The 20,360-nt window shown below is 45.9% G+C and carries 16 protein-coding genes; 9 read left to right on the top strand and 7 right to left on the bottom strand.

Annotated features, from left to right (window positions below; translation table 11 throughout):
* Positions 1-97: 97 nt before the first annotated feature.
* The 3 genes from MYF79_RS12450 to MYF79_RS12440 all read right to left on the bottom strand — a co-directional run bounded on the left by MYF79_RS12450 (position 98) and on the right by MYF79_RS12440 (position 3,275).
* The gene (locus tag MYF79_RS12450) at positions 98-1,525 is read right to left on the bottom strand and encodes an alpha-L-fucosidase (protein ID WP_247814181.1); all 1,428 of its coding nucleotides are present in this window, start codon (positions 1,523-1,525) and stop codon (positions 98-100) included.
* A gap of 676 nt (positions 1,526-2,201) precedes the next feature.
* On the bottom strand, positions 2,202-2,654 hold the full coding sequence (locus MYF79_RS12445; RefSeq protein ID WP_247814180.1) for a 6-pyruvoyl trahydropterin synthase family protein: 453 nt from the start codon (positions 2,652-2,654) through the stop codon (positions 2,202-2,204).
* Between the two features lie 75 nt (positions 2,655-2,729).
* Positions 2,730-3,275 (bottom strand): DinB family protein, encoded by a 546-nt coding sequence (locus MYF79_RS12440; RefSeq protein ID WP_247814179.1) that lies wholly within the window; start codon positions 3,273-3,275, stop codon positions 2,730-2,732.
* A gap of 337 nt (positions 3,276-3,612) precedes the next feature.
* Here MYF79_RS12440 and MYF79_RS12435 point away from each other — a divergent pair, with 337 nt between their 5' ends.
* The 5 genes from MYF79_RS12435 to MYF79_RS12415 all read left to right on the top strand — a co-directional run bounded on the left by MYF79_RS12435 (position 3,613) and on the right by MYF79_RS12415 (position 11,971).
* Entirely contained in the window at positions 3,613-4,620 is a 1,008-nt protein-coding gene (locus MYF79_RS12435) for a lipase family protein (protein ID WP_247814178.1), read from the top strand.
* Between the two features lie 263 nt (positions 4,621-4,883).
* Complete coding sequence (locus MYF79_RS12430; protein WP_247814177.1) at positions 4,884-5,513, top strand: RNA polymerase sigma factor; 630 nt, start codon at positions 4,884-4,886, stop codon at positions 5,511-5,513.
* A gap of 71 nt (positions 5,514-5,584) precedes the next feature.
* A complete protein-coding gene (locus MYF79_RS12425; RefSeq protein ID WP_247814176.1) occupies positions 5,585-6,748 on the top strand; it encodes a FecR family protein in 1,164 nt (387 codons plus the stop codon).
* 212 nt (positions 6,749-6,960) lie between these two features.
* Complete coding sequence (locus MYF79_RS12420; RefSeq protein ID WP_247814175.1) at positions 6,961-10,236, top strand: SusC/RagA family TonB-linked outer membrane protein; 3,276 nt, start codon at positions 6,961-6,963, stop codon at positions 10,234-10,236.
* Positions 10,237-10,255: 19 nt separating this feature from the next.
* Positions 10,256-11,971 (top strand): RagB/SusD family nutrient uptake outer membrane protein, encoded by a 1,716-nt coding sequence (locus MYF79_RS12415; protein ID WP_247814174.1) that lies wholly within the window; start codon positions 10,256-10,258, stop codon positions 11,969-11,971.
* Positions 11,972-12,124: 153 nt separating this feature from the next.
* Here the strand turns inward: MYF79_RS12415 and MYF79_RS12410 are convergent, their stop codons facing one another.
* The 4 genes from MYF79_RS12410 to MYF79_RS12395 all read right to left on the bottom strand — a co-directional run bounded on the left by MYF79_RS12410 (position 12,125) and on the right by MYF79_RS12395 (position 15,461).
* Positions 12,125-12,490 carry a SnoaL-like domain-containing protein gene (locus MYF79_RS12410; RefSeq protein ID WP_247814173.1) on the bottom strand — a complete coding sequence of 122 codons (366 nt, stop codon included), beginning with the start codon at positions 12,488-12,490 and terminating at the stop codon, positions 12,125-12,127.
* A 109-nt stretch (positions 12,491-12,599) separates the two neighbouring features.
* Entirely contained in the window at positions 12,600-13,568 is a 969-nt protein-coding gene (locus MYF79_RS12405) for a hypothetical protein (RefSeq protein WP_247814172.1), read from the bottom strand.
* Between the two features lie 207 nt (positions 13,569-13,775).
* The gene (locus MYF79_RS12400; protein ID WP_247814171.1) at positions 13,776-14,693 is read right to left on the bottom strand and encodes a bestrophin family protein; all 918 of its coding nucleotides are present in this window, start codon (positions 14,691-14,693) and stop codon (positions 13,776-13,778) included.
* A 15-nt stretch (positions 14,694-14,708) separates the two neighbouring features.
* On the bottom strand, positions 14,709-15,461 hold the full coding sequence (locus MYF79_RS12395) for a DUF72 domain-containing protein (RefSeq protein WP_247814170.1): 753 nt from the start codon (positions 15,459-15,461) through the stop codon (positions 14,709-14,711).
* Between the two features lie 169 nt (positions 15,462-15,630).
* On the opposite strand from MYF79_RS12395, the gene cas6 reads away from it, so the two are divergent.
* The 4 genes from cas6 to MYF79_RS12375 are packed head-to-tail and all read left to right on the top strand — an operon-like array spanning position 15,631 to position 20,360.
* On the top strand, positions 15,631-16,290 hold the full coding sequence (gene cas6, locus MYF79_RS12390) for a CRISPR-associated endoribonuclease Cas6 (RefSeq protein ID WP_247814169.1): 660 nt from the start codon (positions 15,631-15,633) through the stop codon (positions 16,288-16,290).
* Between the two features lie 6 nt (positions 16,291-16,296).
* Positions 16,297-16,905 (top strand): hypothetical protein, encoded by a 609-nt coding sequence (locus MYF79_RS12385; protein WP_247814168.1) that lies wholly within the window; start codon positions 16,297-16,299, stop codon positions 16,903-16,905.
* On the top strand, positions 16,877-19,039 hold the full coding sequence (gene cas3 / locus MYF79_RS12380) for a CRISPR-associated helicase Cas3' (RefSeq protein WP_247814167.1): 2,163 nt from the start codon (positions 16,877-16,879) through the stop codon (positions 19,037-19,039). Before MYF79_RS12385 ends, cas3 begins: the two co-directional genes overlap by 29 nt.
* A gap of 1 nt (position 19,040) precedes the next feature.
* A complete protein-coding gene (locus MYF79_RS12375) occupies positions 19,041-20,360 on the top strand; it encodes a hypothetical protein (RefSeq protein WP_247814166.1) in 1,320 nt (439 codons plus the stop codon).

The following is a 20,360-nucleotide window of genomic DNA, read 5'->3' as shown; positions in this document are numbered from 1 at the left end:
TGACCCGGTACTGAAGTGCCGTCAAAAGTGTTTAACTTTTGGGAGCACTTCAGTACCGGGTCAGCCTCTAATATGAAAGCCCGGGATTAAGGTTATCCTAGTCAATCGCTCCCGCCTTCATTTTTTCCTTTTGCCGGGGCACTGTATTGTCCACCTTCCCCTTTACCTGCACTTTTATCACCGTGGCAATCTTATCTAAGCCATTGCCAGGTACTTCGATCACCAGTCCTTCATCACCTGCATTTGTTTTTAGCTCCTTATTATTAGCCAGTAATTTAGCCGATGTCACTTTATTCTTTAACCCAGGCACCACCAGTTTACCATCTTTCGGCCACTCAAATACCGAAAAATAAAGCGTGGTATTACCAGCGTTCTCCTTTTTGGTACAACGTCCCCAGGCAAACAAACCAAAGGGGCTTGCTTCTGTATCATAGATGGCGTCACCATTCACTTTCATCCAATCGCCTACCTGTTTGAGCAGGTCAATACTCTCCTGTGGAAAGGTACCATCTGCTTTGGGACCTACGTTCAACAGATAGTTACCGCCCTTAGAGGCAATATCCACCAGGTTACGCACCAGGGTTTCGCTGCTCTTCCAGTTGTTTGCGTAGCTCTTATATCCCCAGGTTTCATTCATCGTCATACAGGTTTCCCAGTCTTTGCCATCTAGTTCACCCAGGCCCGGTATCCTCTGCTCAGGTGTTTTATAGTCCCCAGGATAATTAGGTCGTTTGAGACGGTCGTTGGTAATGATATTGGGCTGCAGCTTTAACAGCTCATTGAACTTTTCTGCATATTCATCGGTCATATTCGTTGGCGTGTCCCACCAGAGAACGGCTACATCGCCGTAATTGGTCAGCAGCTCCTTCACCTGCGGTACTGCCACCTCGTTGATGTATTGCGACATGGATTTAGTAGTCTGAGCCGGATCCCAGTGGCCATTATTAGCAGCGGTGTAAGCATCGATACGGGCAGAATCCGGATTGGCCCAGCCTTCTGATGTCAGCTTCCGCGAAGCGGCGCCACCGGGATTGTTCCAGTCCTGCGCCTGCGAATAATAGAAACCGAGTTTGATACCATATTTACGGCAGGCTTCAGCCAGTGGCTTCAGCAGGTCTTTGTGATAGGGTGTAGCATCCGCAATATCCCAGGTACTGGCTTTCGAATCGAACAAAGCAAATCCGTCGTGATGTTTGGCGGTAATAACAATATATTTCATTCCCGCATCTTTCGCCATCCTTACCCATGCATCGGGGTCATATTTCACAGGATTAAACTGTTTAGCAAATTCCTGGTAATCGGCCACCGGTATTTTACCACGATTCATAATCCATTCGCCAATACGGTTAATGCGCTGTCCCTTATAGGTACCGGCGGGTACAGCATACACACCCCAGTGGATAAACATACCGAAACGCGCTTCACGCCACCATTGCATTTTTTTGTCATGAGCAGCATCCTGCTGGGCAGAAAGCAACATGGGTGTCAGCGCTAACGCAAATAAAAGGATAGCAAGTTTTTTCATTTCTACGATCAATTATTATAGGTTGTTAAAAATCTCTGAACTGTTACATTACCGATACCGCTGCGACACCTTAACAATTATACTTTCCCCGCAGAAAGCATCCATAACTTGCGCACAAGCGGAATCGTGATCAGTCAAGGTCATTTCACACAGTGGCTATCTATCCCGGTATTGATGACAATAGGCATCAATACCGGTTGCAGGTACAAACCTTTCCCTGTACCAGCCTGCTATTCCTGATGATCACACCAGGATAACAGCGCTGAACAAGTTGAATACAATCATATACAGATGATGCGCATCGCCGCTGGTTATTGCTGCTTTTCTTTCTCTTCTTTCGATCCTGATGCGCTGAAAAAATTCCGGGTTTTGAGAGTTAATATTTATTTATGCAAACGTTAGCATAACTTTTCAAAAAAAACGTGGATTTATTTAAAACTCAAATTAGGGATTAATCCATGATATTAAATATTCAATTTTCGCCAAAGCTGGTTCTTTTTTAACAGGAAAGTATTATATCGGCCTGATCGGGTAACAAGATAAGCGCATCAATTAATTACAGTGGCGCGCTTCCCGGCAATGAAAAAGGCCGACCTTTCGGTCAGCCCCTTTGTTATAACCCTACCTGAAATAGCTACCCGCTTCGCTTAGTTCAGGGAAGAGCAGGAATCATGCTTTACAAATTATCACTAGCATACCATTCGGCATAGGAAGTATCTGTCTCATACAACTTCAAGCTACAGAGTTGCACGTGTTCCGGCAGCTTGCCATTAATACGTCTTGAAAAATCCAGCACCATATTCTCACAGGTAGGTTGCCAGGGCACCCATACAATCTTCCCCAACAATTCACTGTCATTTCCGATAAAGGATACCATACTGCCCTCTTTCAGCATCAAAGCATGGTCCAGTGGCTGAATGACTTCCTGCTGTACAATGGCTTTCAATTCCGCAAAATCCAGTACCATCCCTTCGCCGCCATGCCCCGGCCTGTTGTCCGGCTCTCCGCTGGCGGTTACCTCCAATTGATAGGAATGTCCGTGAATATGCCTGCAAAGTCCATTATATCCCGGAAGCGCATGGGCCATTTCAAATCTGAATATCTTCGTAATGCGTATTATCTGTTTCATGAGCGCCGCTAAGGTACTACCGCGGCGACTGACCGTTCATGATCCTGGTCAAACGGAGGAATGATATGGGTCATTTTACTTAACACCTTTCTCCGAATTCCAGTTCCCCGCCTGCTTGCGGATATACAGTATCTGCCCTGTATGATAAGCATTATGCGTATTCATATTCGCGATACTCTCATACCAGCTTTGAATCTTTGCATCATCGGCTGCTGCAATTGCCTTTTCCCAGTCTTCCATTACCTGTTTCAATTGCTGCACGGTGGCATTCCAGGTAGCTTCAGTAAAAGCATCGAAGGTCTCATTATTGTTGCCACTGAATGCATCTTTTGCCTTTCCATTGAATTCGTTGAGCAGCCGTTTATTCCAGAACAGGAGGTGGTATGCCAGTTCGCCAACGGAGTGGCTGGAATCTGAAGGTTTCCAGGAGGCCTGTTCAGCAGTAATACCTTCTATTCCTTTAGCAACAGGTACAAACCATTCCTGCTTGTCCCAGGTGGTTTTAAATTGCGCCAGAAGCACTGATTTCAGGGTAGCTGGCGTCTTGCTTTCCTTCACCTGGGCAATGAGTTGTTGAAAGCTTAAGCAGCTAAGACCAAGAAAGAAAATAAGTCTGTACATAAGTGCGTTTTTTTAGGGTTAAAGTTGCAGCAAATATACTCTATATAACGATCCGTCTAACAAGCCGCATACTCGACGGATACTGTGAGTAAAGGAAAAAAATTGCGGATATATTTTTCCATATATCAAGATAAAATAAGCTTCCTGAACAATGATATTCTATTCGGAAACGCGCCATGCTGCTGTGTCTGGTCTACTGACAGAAAATTGTTAACGGGACGATATTTTATTTGGAATTCATTTAAACTCGTTAAATTAGATACTCAAAGTAACCACAGACCACAATAAAAGTAACCAGTTTAATCCCGTCATTTTTCATCTTCAAAATACCATAACTATGGGAACAATTACCCGCAACACAAGTGGCAGTAATCAAACAGCAAATGCCCAGATTGCCGTACAACTTTGCGCCATCCCTTTCTCTACAGACCCCAATGGAGACATGGAAAAGCTGGGCTGGAAAATAGTCTGGAATGGTATCCAGACGATCGATGCGAATTACGCATTTATTGCAGTAGACTCCACGGGGAACAACTATGCGTTGATCATACGCGGCTCGGTTCCACCCCACAGCATTTTTAGTGACTGGGACCTCTTTGCAAACTGGGTTCTGGAAGATCTGGGTGTAGTAACAATGGCACACTGGCCTTACGCCAGTACTCCAAAACCCATGATCAGCACGGGGGCTTATATTGCTTTCACAAACATGTTGCTCATGCAGGATTCCCTCGGTTCCGGCCTGTCCATAAACGAATATTTATTAGCGAATACCACCGGGAATGGCAAACAGCTTATTATTGCCGGGCATAGCCTGGGCGGAAATATAGCCAATGTTTATACATCCTTTTACGTAGACACACTGAAGCAACAGGGACTGTCTGCCGACAATATTTCTCTTTTCACCTTTGCCGCACCAGCTGCAGGTAACGGCGATTTTGCAAATGATCTCGATGCCAAGCTGCCATTAACCAACGCATGGCATTATCAGAATTCAAATGATATTGTCCCTAATTTCCCTGTTTTTGCCGGCCTCGTTTACACTGCCACGCTGTACGCCGCTCCGCCTGAAGCTGCTCAAATTACAGTTACCTATCAGGGACAAACCGTTAGTCTCGGAGAAGCCTTCCTCCTGCTTGCAGGCGTGTTCCTCCTCTATGGATACCAACAACCACAACATAACTACACGATCTTTAAAACCGACCTGTATGGTGACAATGATCAAAACACTGTTCAGGATTGGTTTGGCCAGGCGGGCGACCAGCATGCACTCAGCAACTATGCGAACTACCTCGGTGTAACACTACCTGTATCAGTGGCAAGACAGCCATTGCTACAGCCAGTTTGATCTGATCATTTAAAAATGTAAATAGAAAAACGATGGTTTGAAAACAAGCCGTCAGGATAAGAGTTATATAAAAAGAACCAGGGCTGGTCTGTGTAGACCGGCCTTTTGTTTTGGCAATTATCTGCTTCAGATCTCACGGACCTGACCTGGCGCATTTCCTGCTGTCAGCAGCGGTCAGGCCTGTCTATCTGAATAAAAAGGTAGTCATCAGCGGTCATTAAATTGCCGGCCTGCTTGTCTAATGTAAAAAAAAGCCCTATATAGTGCCTTATTTTTGGGTACTATTGGACAATAAGCATTATATAGATCAGGAGTTGTTGCAGCTTGTGGCGGATGGCGACAGGCAGGCCTATCAGTACTTATTTGAAACATATTGGGGCCAGGTGTTCGGCGCCTGCCTCCACCTGACAAAGTCTCCTGAGCAGGCCAAAGATCTGACCCAGGACATTTTTCTGAAGATCTGGGATCACCGGCAAAAACTGCCGGCTGTCAGAAATTTTGACAGTTATATATATACAATCGCACGCAACCTCGTACGTGACCAGTTGAGAACTGCCATATTCCGGGAATCTAACCGGGAATTCCTGCTACATTATTTTTCCGCCAAAGGGGTTTCCCCACAGGAAATACTGGAGGAGAAACAATTGAGCGAAAAGGTCAAAGCTGCCATCAGCAGCCTGCCACTCAAACTGCAGCAGGTATTCACACTTAGCCAGCTGGAAGGGCTGAGCCACAAGGAGATTGCCGGGCGCCTGGACATTTCTCCCCTTTCCTCCAAAACCTATATGGTGCGCGCCCTGCTGTTATTGAGAAAAATACTCGTAAAGGAAGCGGACAGTTTAATTATCATAGGACTTCTACACCTGGGACATATTTTTTTTTATTTTTTCTGAAAACCATGTTTTCCTTTTTGTTGCTCATCCGTCTATACTACGGATGGGGCATACCCTGTTGATATACTACTATGAACAAGGAGGAATTCGAACAGTTATTGAAACAATACCGGGACAATACGCTACAGGAGGGAGACCTGGAAAAGCTGTATGCCTATATCCATGCAGGTAACTATCCGGAAGTCATAGATCAGTGGCTGGATGAAACATTCCAGGATCCGGCATATGCCGTTCATTCGAAGGACTACGATCCTGCGGAGGTTTTTGCTTTGCTGGAAACGAGGCTGGACAACAGAAAGCCTGTATTCGGCTGGTGGAAAGCAGTAGCAGTAACGGCAGCCGCGGCAGCAGTCATCACCCTGTTTGTGACCATTTCACGGCAACCGCGTAGTAAGCCCGTTCCCATTAATGTAACAGCCGCGGGGAATTTTGATGCACCGCCTGGTAAGAATGGCGCTGTATTGACACTCGCCAATGGCAGCCAGATATTGCTGGACAGCTCATCTAACGGGGTGCTGGCACAGCAGGGCAGCGCCCGGCTGCTGAAAGAAGAAGGACGGCTCAATTATCACAAAGATGGCGTTGTAGGACGCGGCGCGCCTGTATATAATATGGTAAGCACCCCGCGGGGACGGCAGTTCAAACTGATGCTGTCTGACGGTACACAGGTCTTATTGAATGCCGGCAGCAGTATCCGGTTTCCAACTGTATTTGCAGGAAGCGAAAGAAGAGTAGAGATTTCCGGCGAGGCATACCTGGAGGTGGCCCAGACGGCAGATGCACCCTTTGTGATACAACTGAACAAATCCGAAGTGGTGGTACTGGGTACACAATTTAATGTAACTGACTACAGCGATGAAGATAATTCCAGAACAACCTTACTGGAAGGCGCGGTAAAACTCCGCACCGATGCACAGGAAATGGTGCTCAGACCTGGTCAGCAGGCACGTATGGAAAGGAACAGCGGCCATCTGTCAGCAAAGGCTGTAGATACTGACCAGATCACCGCATGGACAAGGAACAGGCTATCTTTTGATAAAACTGATTTTGCAGACCTGATGCGCCAGATATCCAGATGGTATGACGTAGACGTAGTTTATAAGGGAAAAGTCCCCGACATCCACATCGGCGGCTCCCTGCACAGGAACGTGAACTTATCGATAGTAATGGAATTTTTAGGAGCGAACGGTGTACACTACAGCATCAGCGACAGAACAATAACAATACTGCCATAGCGGCCACAGGGCCACTTTTCCACGAATTATGTTTTTTCCACAATTAAACTGAACCACGTATGGACTATTAGCCGACTTTTTATCCAGCATACGGAGAATAACAGAAAGCGGATCCTGATTGCAGTCAGGACCCGCAGGTAATGGATTCTTCGTTATCCAACCAAGATTGTACGAATTGACTGTTTAACTTTTAAATCCACTTTCACAAAAGTATGGAACTACTCGCTTGCGGCAAAGTACCCGCCAGGGGAAGGCGTTTGCCTGCCAAATTGCTATTAATTATGAGGATCACTGCTACACTGCTTCTTTTCGGATCATTGCATGTATGTGCTGCCGGCTTTTCTCAAAGCCTGACCATCTCATCGAAAAAGATCACGCTTGAGAAAGTATTCAGGTACTTTGAGGCCCGTACTGACTATTCATTCCTTTGGAATGAAACAGTGCTGGACAAATCCACTGTTATCAGCATAGATATTAAAGATGCTTCCCTTGCCACCGCCCTGAATGAAACGCTGAAGGGCCTGCCGGTTACCTATACTATCCGGGAAAAGGTGGTACTGATCGAAGCTAATCAACGGCAACAGCGGGACACAAGCACTCCCGCCAGTTTTCTCCTGCGTGGAAAGGTAACTGACGAAAACGGCGTTCCGCTGGCAGGGGCTACAGTTGCCATCAAAGGCACGACCAATGGTGCTATCACCAATGAGAAGGGAGAATTCACCCTGCAACATGCAGCAGCCAATATCACAGTTATTGTTTCATACATCGGTTATACCGAAAGGTCCATTGCAGTGGGCAACAGGAACCAGATCACAGTAGCGCTTTCCGCCTCGGGAACCACGCTGGGCGGCGTAAATGTGATAAGTGTTGGTTATGGTACCCTGAATAAGAAGGAAGTGTCCAGTGCCATTACCCATCTTTCCTCCAAAGAACTGTTGTCAGTAGGTGGCAACGGCGCACTGATGTCCATGCAGGGAAAAGTGGCTGGTCTTACCATCGCCAACAGCGCCGCGGCAGATCCGAATTCTACGCCCAGCATACAGCTGCGTGGTGTTTCCTCCCGTAATGCGGGACTTGGGCCTTTGTACGTGATCAATGGCGTTCCGGGCGGGAATATAGATAACCTGAACCAGAACGATATTGAGTCTATAGATGTGCTTAAAGGCGGCGCGGCTTCCGCTATCTATGGTACACGCGGCAGCAATGGCGTAATCGTTATCACTACCAAGAAGGGCACCGGCGATTCCCGCCTGTTCTATGACGGCTACATGGGCATGGATTTCATCACCAATAAATTGTCCGTACTTTCCAGGGACGAGTTCCTCGCACACAAACGCGGCGTAGACCACGGCGGCAATACCGACTGGCTGAAGGCGGTAAGCAGGAATCCTGCGCTGTCGCAGAAACATACCCTGCAGTTTTCCGGAGGCTCCGATCGTACCAATTTCATGGCGTCTGCCGACTACCGCAAGGCCAATGGTATTGACTACCGGTCATCCAAAGAAGAATACGGCGCACGCGTCAACCTGAACCACAATTCTGCTAATGGCCTGTACAGCGTGAATCTGAACGTAGCGCCCAGGATGGCAAAGACCAACATGGCTGACTATTCCGGCTTCAACTATGCTCTGACGCTCAACCCAACGCTGTCTCCCTACGACAGTACGGGCAAATATGCCTATATCAGGACCGGTTTCTTTTCCAACAACCCGGTAGAAGCAGCCAAAAACGTATTAGCGCAACAAGATATCAAATACCTGGATATGAACGGCTCCTTCAAGATCAACCTGTTGAAGAACCTGAATACAATCCTTACGGTAGGCCAGGTGAATTCTGTTTTCCGCGAAATGCATTTTACGCCCAGCACCAATACCAACGTAGCTCCTATCAACGGAGGAACCGGCAGGAACACAGCCTCACAGAAATATGATGAGAGTGACCAGAAGAGTTTCGAATGGATCGGCAACTACTCCCTGGATTTTGGCAAGCATGCCATCCGGCTGTTGGGCGGTTATTCCTTCCAGCAGTTCACCTATTCCGGCCTCTCCGGCTCCAACGAGAACTTCCCTTCCGATGTGCTGACCTGGAACAACCTCGGCTCCGGCCTCTGGAACCTGGAAGAAGGGCAGAACAACGTAGGCTCGTATAAGAACAGCTCCCGGCTGGTGGCTTTCTTCGGTCGTGTGAACTATGACCTGGACCAGAAATATTTCCTGGCAGCAAGCATCAGGAGAGAGGGGTCTTCCAAATTCGGACGCAATAACAAATGGGGATACTTCCCGGCGGTATCAGCTGCCTGGAGGATCAGCCAGGAGAAATTCATGCAGGGCATTTCCTGGTTGAATGAACTGAAGATCAGGGCTGACTACGGAGAAACCGGCAACCAGGACTTCGATAATTACCTGTCGCTCGATACCTATAGCGGTTATGGCTATTATGTATTCAACGGGGTGACCTACCAGGTATGGGGCCCCAGCCAGAATACGAACTACAACCTGCACTGGGAAAAAGCGCTCAACTTTAACCTGGGCGTCGATTTTGAAGTACTGGACAGCCGCATTTCAGGTAGTATCAACTACTATATCCGCACCAACAAAGACCTGCTGGGATATTACGCTGTATCAAATCCGCCCAACATCCAGGGGCAGACTTATGCAAACGTAGGTACCATGAAAAACTCTGGCCTGGAGTTACAGCTGAACGCCAACGTGATAAAGAAAAAGAACTTTAATTACAATATTTCCTTCGCGGGCGCCAGCAACAGCAACAAATTCGTTTCCTTTTCCAATGATCTTTTCAAAGGACAGAAATACCTGGATGTAGTGGGTATGCCGGCGCCGGGCAGTCCAGGCAACCTGCAGCGTTTACAGGAAGATAAACGTATCGGTAGTTTCTATGCACTGAAATCGGCCGGTGTGAATGAGAATGGCGCACTGCTGGTATACAACAGAAAAGGCGAGATCGTTACGGCAGACAAAGCCAATAATGACGATAAGCAGTTTATCGGCAACGGTCTTCCGCAGTTTACTGCCAGCATGGGCAACTCATTTACCTACAAACACTGGGACCTGAATATATTCCTGCGCGGCTCCTTTGGATATAAAGTTTTCAACACTGTAGCATTCTATCTTGGTACGCCAGCCACACAGTCGGACGCCAATGTGCTGACCACCGCTTATGATGGCAGTAAATATTCAAAGCTGACCAGTGCGTCCACCAGTTCAGCCCTGTCTGACTATTTCCTGGAATCGGGCAGTTTTGTCAAGATAGATAATGTGTCGCTCGGATACACACAGCCTGTACGGTTCAGGTACCTCAGTTCCCTGCGCGTTTATGTTACCGCCAGGAACCTGTACACCTTCACGAAATTTACCGGGGGCGATCCTGATCTCGTTCCGGTGAATGGTCTGTATCCAGGCGTTAACAGCAGTCTGAATTACTATCCCGCCACCACCCAGCTGCTTTTTGGTGCTCAACTTAATTTCTAAAGTCTAATTCCGTCTGAAAATGAAACGCAATATAAAAAGCTGTTTTATCCTGCTGACAGGCCTACTGTTAAGCGGCAGCTGTACTAATATCGATGAAAAACTATACGATAGGATCACCTCCGATAACTTTCTGCAAACGAAGGCAGATGTGATACGCGACTTCCTTCGGCCCTTCGAGCACTCCTACTGGAGCATACAGGGAGGGGCTACCTTCATGCTGCAGGAAAACAGTACAGATGAACTGATGACCCTCAACAGGCAGGGCGACTGGTACGATGGCGCACAATACCAGCGGGTGCATTACCATACCTGGACGCCTAACGACAATTACACCAGTGACGCCTGGAATGCCCTCTATCAGGGTATCAACCTGGCCACCAACTCACTGGAAGACCTGCAGGGCATTCAGAACCCGGGCAAATTCAACCTCACTCAGGCAGAGCTGGACGACTACATCGCCGAACTGAAAACGTTACGGGCCTGGCTCAATATCCGCGTACTTGATCTTTACAGGAACATGGTGATTGTTACCAAGGTAAAGGGAGAAACGCAATCCGGGCCGCAGGTAACGCCACAGGAAGCTTTTGACTTCATTGAAAAAGAATTGAAAGAGGCTATCCCTGCCCTACCTACCAGGCAGGACCTGGGCGCCAATGCTATCGGCCGGTGGACAAAAGGCGGTGCAGCAGCACTGCTGGTACGTCTTTATCTGAATGCCAAGGTATATACCGGTAAGGAAAGGTTTACTGATTGTGCTACGGTATGTCAGGACATCATTGATGGCAAATATGGTACTTATGCTTTGGAAAACAGGTGGGATGCACCGTTTGACTATAACAACAGTCAGTCGGCCGAGACCATTTTCGGTTTCCCTGGAAGTTTCGGACTTACCCACTGGCAGTATTCAAGCAATATGTATTTCTGGATGATGCCTTATCAGGCCACCCGCTATCTTGGCTTTACTGATTTTGGCGAAGCCAACCCGAAATATGCCTTACAACCAGGCCGTGATGTGGATAGCGTAGAATATACTTTCACGATGGGTAAGCCTTTTGTGAAGTTCCAGCGTTATCCTGATGACTACCGTCTTAAGAAATACAAGAACCTGGGCAACAGCAAACGCGAAGGCATGTTCCTCTATGGTTACCTGCCATATGTAAATGCAGATGGAAAGACGGATACCGTAAGAGGTAACAAAGGGCCTTATGCGCTGTTCCTGCGCGATCAGGTAGGCATGTTCCTGAATACACCACCGGGCGTTAAGATCAGTGACAAAGAGTCAAATATGAATCATGGCGATCATAACTCAGGCGTATTCCCTATAAAATATCCCTATTATCCAAACGATGATGACAATAAAATAAGTTCTGCCTATGCAGAAATAAGGCTGGCGGAGATCTATTATTCCCTTGCGGAATGCAAATACAGAGCTGAAGACAGGCCAGGCGCAGCAGCCTTGTTAAACGCAGTGCGTACGCGTAATTATCCTGCCGGTTCACCCAGCCTGTACAACGCGAATGGTAGTCAGCTGACAGACCAGGAAATGCTGGATGAATGGGGCCGTGAGTTCCTGGTAGAAGGCAGAAGGAGAACTGATCTCGTGCGTTGGGGTGTTTTCCATACAGGTACATGGTGGGACAAACAACCGGATGCAGACGATCATACAACAATATTTCCTATAGGTCAGAATGTGCTGAACGCCGCAAGAATATTGAAACAGAATCCGGGCTATTGATTGTCATGAGACAATCTTAGCAATGCATCGGGCACTGAATATTTTTTACAGATTTCATATCTGGCAGGTTTCAACCCACGTTACCAGGTACACTGGTAGAAGGTCGGAGTAATTTCTCCGGCCTTCTTTGTTTTACCCCTGTCCGGAATCTGTCTAATAAAAGAACTGTTCCAATATGATCTTCCCGTCTTTTACCTGGAAAATGCCAATCTCTTCCAGTTGCACGCGGCCTCTGTTCTTAAACGTGATATCTCTTTTCAGTATAACACTGAAGAAATCTACCGTAACCAATGGCTCGCTACAGGATTGACTATGCAATTCTTCACGTGATTCACGAAAAGCCACGCCTTTGGCTACAACAGCTGGTTTCCCTTTTGTAACAACCTGCATACCCCTTGCGGCTGCATGTTCCGGTTCCACAGAGATGACATTGTCAGCATAATATTCATCCTGTATCCGGATGTATTCGTTTTGGCAAGCCAGCTCATAATACTTGTTTGCAACTTCCTGTGTAGTCATATATGTCCGTTTTAGTATTTAGGACAAAGTTGGAACAGGGAAGTGACAACCCTATGTCAGTAGGGTTGTCAGGGCTGCAAAATTTTTATTTTACCGGCTATGACCAGGGTTATTCCCCATACAGATGAATAGTAGCGGTTTTCTGCAGATCGGCGATCCATTCCTCCGTATATCTCACCAGGTCTTTCTTTTCGGGGCTTGCCTTCACTTCCCCCTGGGCGCCAAATACGATCAGGCCCAGTGCTATACAGTGTGCCATACTAAGATGTAAAGCCAGGCCGGTGCTAAAGCCAACGATATAATTCAGGCGTGCGTCCGGGGCCGCTTCTATTTCATGGTCTACTATTTTGCGGGTGAGCACAAACTGTTCTTTCGCCGTAAATACCAGCGCATTAGAGGCGGAGTAGATCAGCACCCGGGCAATATCCATTGTTCTGAAGATGGAATAGTATTTCCTTTGCAGATCCACGTAGGTCTGCTCCCCTAACGAAACGTCCCTGCCGACGCCATTCAGCATCTTCCACAGGCTGATGGCCTCACTTTCGTCGAGGGCAAAAGTCACCTGACCATGTAGTGAAAAGTCGCTTACAATATCCAGTGCTTCGCCGACCTGGAAAGATAACTTTGCAACGGGGTCTCCAAGGTAGAACAGGAACTCGATGTCATTTCTTTCAAGGGGTTTGATCACATCGCTCAGCAAACCATCCCATATACTTGAAGCACTTGAGATGGCAGACCAGTTATCAAAACCTACCATCAGGCAATTGCTGAATAAGGACTGTAATTCCCGGATCACGTTGTCCTTTCTCAGGTAAGGCCATAAATATTCTTCACTGGTTGCCTGTGGAATGTCAATGCGTAATGCATTTAATGGTGTATGGTCATAACTGCTGTTTATCATAAGACTGCGAATACCTAATAGCTGCAACAGCTCAGGCAATGTATCTTCCTTGATACCTAACGCATTCCTGTGGGGAGCTGTAGCCGAGCGGTTCAGGTAAACATATTCCGGAATGGCTTCCTTTTTTACTGTCGTAAGCAGGTCATCCAGTATTGATCCCACGTTTACTACATTCATGGCATTTGTTTCCATTATTTCGAGCAACAGCTATGCCACCGGGATTAATAATTGACAATCAATACATTGAATGGAATATCGGATAACTGAGCGCTCTAAATATCGCGTCATGGCGATGGGATTAACGAAATACAGTGAGCGGGTATATGGATCATTTCGCTGGTCTCAACGCTATTATCTGACCTTGTCCTGGCTTGCTCCAAGGCATCAATCAATCACCGTCCCTCTCGTCTCTTCACTACCATTCCAGGTTTCTCCCGCCATCTCCTTCAAAGTCCCTTCAATTACCCGGCACATTTCGTTCAGGGCAAGGTCATTGGCTTCTATTCCAAATGGATCTTCAATTTCATCTGCTATTGCCTCCAGCGCAACAAACGTATAGGCGATAAAGGTCACGATAAATGGTGTGAACCAGCTTAAGCTGTCTACTAAGCCAAACGGCAGGAGAAAGCAATAGATATACACCGTCCGGTGCAGCAGTACACGATAACTGTAAGGGAGAGGCGTGGAGGCAATCCGCTCGCAACCACCCACTATATCAGAAATTTTGTCCAGGTTCTGATCCATGGCGGCCTGCTGAATAGTATCTATCTTTCCATCCAGTTTCAAGCGCTGCACCCATTCCGCCATCAGGCGCATGATAATGACAGGTTTGAACCGTGCGTTCATAATGAGCTCGAATTGTGATCCCGGCAGTCTTTTCTTCAGGTCCTCCGCTGCATCCGTTCCTCTCAACTGGTGCTTCAGGGCATAAGCACAGGCAATTAACAGCTGTACAAAGCTAAGGGCCGACTTGTCGCCATCTGCAAAGTTCGTAAAAGACAATGCCTGCCGGGCAAGAGAGCGGGTGTCGTTCAACAGGGAGCCCCACAGCTTGCGCCCTTCCCAGAAGCGGTCATAGCTGGCATTGTTGCGGAACCCCAGGAAGAGGGCCAGCGCTATCCCAAATAAGGTGAACGGCGCCGGGTTGAGGGGGATTTTATAAGTCAGGAATGTTCCGTGAAAATAGACCACTCCGACGGCTACAGTAAAAAGGAGTGTCAGTCTTGGCAGTAGCTTGGGCAATACCGACCCGTGCCACACAAATAACATTCTGAACCAGTTTTCTCTTTTTCTGATGATCATACTACAAATGTGCGCTTATTTTAAAATAGATTCATTGAGTTTTATCAAGTTTTTAAGCGCATCGCCAATGGTATTATTGAAATAAACATAAACAGTCTTCCCTTCTTTTAACCAGGCATTGATCCTATCGGCATATCCCTGTAACACTTCATCTGAATACCCGCCTTTATAATCGCCCGCCGGCCCGTGAAATCGCACATATTCGAAATCAAGCCGGAAACTTAAGGGAGGAGGAATGGATTTAGGCATATCGTGTATTACCATGGCCGCATGATATTTGGTTAACAGCTTATATGTCTCCTTCCGGTACCATGACGTATGCCTGAACTCAATACTTAAATGCCATGTTTTCTTTGGATCGTACTGCTGGATACCAGCCAGCAGGCGTTCCAGTTGTGCCACACTGTCAAAAACAATACTGGCCGGAAACTGGACCAACAGGGCGCCTTTCTTGTCCCCTACCTGGTCAATGACATGCATAAACTTTTGCACCAGCTCATCCTCGAAAATAAGTCCTTTGTTGTGCGTAATTCCTCTGAACAATTTAAACGTAAACTTAAATCCTTCCGGCACTTCTGTTGCCCAGCGCTTTGTAGTCGTCGCCATGGGGACTTTATAAAAGGAGCTGTTCACCTCAAGACTGTTAAACAAGGAGGCATAATATGAAAGCCTGCTTTTATCCTGATAAGCCGGTGGGAAAGCCAGCTTATTGGCAACGGGCAGCACCAGTCCGCTTGTACCTGCGTAGCATTTACTTTTCGGGTTCATATTGATCTGTAGGCATTGTTACTGGAGGATAGTTCAAATATTACGCCAGGGGGATTTTTCCCTATTAACATGGAATTAACTTAATCAAGCACTTCATTTAGTAATATCGTGCCCCTGCGATATTCCCATACCTGTTGACATTTTTACGTTCAATAAATATTGCTCAACTATGAGATTATACCTACAGATCACCAGGAGCACTGAAACGGTGCCTTTCAATTACCAACACTATCTGACGGGGGCACTCCATAAATGGATCGGCGCTGAAAATGACATACATGACAAAACCAGTCTCTATTCCTTTTCCTGGTTGCAACAAGTAAATACCAATGCCGATGGCATCAGAACGACAGATAGATCTTCTTTTTTTATTAGTGCCTATGACGACAAATTAATAAAAAAGATACTCTATGGCATAAGGCAGGACCCTGTAATCGGGTTCGGAATTAAAGTTTCAGGCGTACAAATAACAGCTCCACCAGCCTTCAGCAACAAGGAGATCTTTCGTACTGCCAGTCCGATACTTATAAAAAAGAGACAAGACAATAATGAAAAGCACATTGAGTATAATGATCCCCACGCTGGCAAATACCTGACAGAAGTATTGCAGAAAAAACTGACGATCGCCGGTTTATCTGGTGAAGGGCTCAGCATTGGTTTTGATATGACTTATCCCAGCCCGAGAACAAAGATTGTTAAGTATAAAGAAATCGGGAACAGGGTCAACATCTGTCCCGTCATTATAGAAGGCAGTCCCGAACAAATCGAATTTGCCTGGCATGTAGGCGTGGGCAATAGTACGGGCATTGGCTTTGGCGCATTAAAATAGTACAGCATGAATTATTATATAGTAAAGTATTCCGGCCCTTTTGGGTTTATCAAACCCTGGACTGCTGTCAGAGACAGCGAAACTTTCAGTCAGCAATTCCTGACACCTTCGATAGTTGAGGGTATTGAGAAGAAGTTATTCCCTGAGTTATTAAATGAAGATACCCTGGGAAGAATATTGAAAATTAAGCGGCACCGTCTCAACTACCAGGGTATAGATATTCAACAGGAAAGAACCTGGTCTAAAGGTGGGATTAACGTCTACAAAGACAAGAATCAATATAAGACCAATATTGGCATCATCAACCGGGGAATATTAATTAATCCAAACCTGTATCTCGCTTTCGGTGAGCAATCTGATGCTGATACTGCAATGAAACAGACAATTTGTTTATGTAGGAATGAAGATCTGCTTTTCCCTGAACAGCTATTTATAACAAATGAAGACAGGCTGGAGAAGATTGATGGCTTTGAACTGTTGCCAGCAAGGGCTGAAACCGGTTTCAAAGTCGGGTACAACCGTTTTAACAACGCGGCTGAGATGTTTGGTGAGCTAAAAATATATGGAAACCCCATCAGGTCCCGGTATGAAGACGACATGTCCTATTCTGGCTAAAAGTGCGCTTGAAGGAAACTTATCCCTCTTGGAGCACACCCGGCATGTAGTGCTGGCAATGGCGCTATTTGCAAAAAGATCCGGTTTGAATATAGATCCGGAAATAGCCAGGAAAGGGGCTGTTTTACATGATCTCGGCAAAGCGCATCCACATTTCCAGCGAAAGATATACCACCAGAAAAGCACATCTTTACGGGACAATCTTGAATGGGATTTTATTCACAGGCATGAAATTTCATCCTTAGCCTTCCTCCCCTGTTTTCCTGCATCTGAATGGGATATTCTGACAGATCTCGTCATTGCACATCACAAATCAATTATTAATGACCCTGGAGAAAAAGGTATTCTTGACCTTACAAGGTTCCGCGATACGCTCGACAATCATCTGAAAGACTGGGAGGAATGGTACATCCACGGACTGGAAATTATCCGGCATTTTGGGTATTCCGTTAAAGATATACCCAGAGAAGAGGCCAAAGCAGCGCTGGAATATGTAGTCAGCCATTGCGATAAAAAGAAAAACGGGGTATCCCTTCTGCGGGGCTTGTTAAAATCGGCAGATCATTTTGCATCAGCGTTTACGCATAACACACAGCAGCAACTAGGATCACTGTTCGAAATCCCAGATTTAACATACTACCATAGTGAAAAAAGAAAGAGCAGTATCTATCCCCTATCATTACTTCCATCTGACAATACCAGGAAACACACCTTCGTAGTAGCACCTACAGGAGCAGGAAAAACAGACTTTCTCCTGAGAAGATGCAGCAGGAGGGTCTTTTATTTATTGCCATTCCAGGCCTCTATCAATGCCATGTGGGAAAGAATAAAGGAAAATGTGCCCAATAAAGACGTCCGCCTGCTGCATGCAACATCCAGGATCGTCGTGAAAGACAACAATGATGAGCAAATTCTGCAGCCATTGGTTGGTGCTGCGGTAAAAGTGCTCACTCCTCACCAACTGGCTGCTGTTTTATTTGGGATAAAGGGCCACGAAAGTATATTACTGGATTTACAGGAAACTGATATTATCCTGGATGAGATCCATACCTACTCTGATTTTTCCATGGCAATGGTATTAGATCTTGTTAAAACATTGGTGAGATTAAACTGTAATGTTCATATAGGCACGGCAACTATGCCCACAACGCTTTATAAAAAACTGTCCGAAATCTTAGGCGGTACAGACAATATATATGAGGTAAAGCTGCCCGCTCCTGTGCTTGATACATTCGACAGGCATATCATTGATAAAATAGCGCATGAAGATCAGATCAACGGTATACTCGCAGAAGCATTCGCTAAAGGAGAAAAAGTCCTGCTGGTATTTAATACCATCAGGAAGGCGCAGTCTACATTTAAGCAACTGCTGGACGATTTTCCCGACATCCCTAAAATGCTTATTCACAGTAGATTTAAAAGAGCGGACAGGGTGGAGCTGGAAAGAAAACTAAAAAAGGAATTTAATGGCGATGCATCCGGCAATGGCAGCCCCGGAATAAGGCCTTGTCTTGTTGTTTCCACACAGGTAGTAGAAGTAAGTCTTGATATAAGCTTTGACAGGATGATCACAGAATGCGCTCCCCTGGACAGCCTGATACAGCGTTTTGGACGGATAAACAGGATAAGGAATGAGCAGACATTAGGAAAATATAAACCGATCCATGTTATCAGCCCCGGAAACAATCCTTTACCATACAAACAGGAAATCCTCAAAGCCAGCTTTGATCAACTACCGGAGCACTTTGGATTATTAAAAGAAAATTCCCTTCAGGAAAAACTGGACACAGTTTATCCGGATATTGACACCAAAGAGATCGACATACACCTTATCTATAGAAACGACAGGTATATTATTAAAGAACTTACCGATAACAAAAAGTCTATCCTGATAGATGCACTGAAAATTGAAGGGGCTACCTGCATCCTTGAAAGCGACAGGGATACTTATATAAATGCTGATTGGGAAACCAGGCAGCAGTTTGAGATCCCCATCAGATACCAGACTATCATGAGATATAAAAAACAATATGAGCAGTTAGAGGTGGGTTCATATCCTTTCGTAATACCCCAACAAGTCGAAGCGTATAATATGTATGGGTTACAATTAACTGAACACGATAATTTTCTATAAAATGTATACAAGCTATATAGGAAAGAAATTCCTGCACCTTTACAGAAAACGGCATAACAAAAGTGAGACCTATTCAGCCGCACAGTTCTTCGAAGAAGAATTCTTTCCGCTGTTTTTCCGGGACGAATCACACCTGATGCACGTAGGTAACTCGCCTTTCTTTCAAAGGCCCAGGGAGGAAGATGTTGCCAGATATGGCGGCAGGTCTCTTGCGCAATTCCAGAACCTTAAAAACAAGATCCGCAACGGCGTTCCTAGTGGAGCAACCTATGTAGGATTTGCAGCGGAGGAAATACAGGCTACCTCTTCCGGCCAGTTAACAAATATGGATTTCAACATCGATGAAGAAGAGATCTACGCCTCATGGATAGGAGAAGCCTTAGCCATAGGAGTTAATGGCGGATTTGCGATGCTGATCGATGAAGAAGAGATCTTATTCAGTCTGTTCAGTGGCTGGAAACATTACAGGAAATATCTCCAGCAAACCCCGAATGTAAAAGACAAACAAATCGAGACGTGGAATGGACAGTGGCTATACCTGGCCTTATTGGAAGACTTTAACGAAGAAGACTTTAACTATAGTAACATTGAAGCTGTTGAAGGGATTGGCGGTCTGGCTATTCCCACCCAGAAATGGTCTAAAGTATTTTTCCGGCTGTCTAAAAGATATCCATCCAGGGAGATTGTCATATATGCTTATAATCTCTCCCAAACCAATACGACCCTCGGATTTATTAAGGTATATCTCCCAGACATCCGGCATTTGTACGAGTTCAGGGATAAGATCTTTATTAATAAAGAGGGTGTTGTATTAAATGATAAACAAATAGAATCACTTGAAACATTCTACAATTTTAAATCTGCCTGTAAGAATGGAAGTATCGGCCTGAAGGCGATGGAACCGGCTAAACTCAGGGAATTCATGCCTAAGGGATCTGTTCCTTATGCCCAGGGAAAAGACTTCAAATTTTCGGACGAGACATCATTCATTCATTATCACCTTTTAAAACTATGGATAATTGCTATGCTTAACAAAACAGACCTGCATCAATTGGCTTCAGAGGTCGCAAAATCATTGCTTGACTTTGAACGCAAACCAAACAGAGGGAAAAAAGACCTGGATACACTTTCAGAAGAAACCAGGAGTGCTTCCAATATCCGGACATTTATTGACCGGCTTACTCAAATACTGGAAGCAGACAACAGGGAAGTTTTCCGTAATGTAGTCGACCAGGTTATCAGGATGCCTTCGGATAACTTCCCGCTCTTTGTAACACTGATCCGTTTTGAATATGCTTATCAAAAAGTAAATAATAATTAA

The organism is Chitinophaga filiformis (genome assembly GCF_023100805.1).
Classification (GTDB): Bacteria; Bacteroidota; Bacteroidia; order Chitinophagales; family Chitinophagaceae; genus Chitinophaga; species Chitinophaga filiformis_B.
This window is presented reverse-complemented; position numbering and strand designations above follow the sequence as displayed.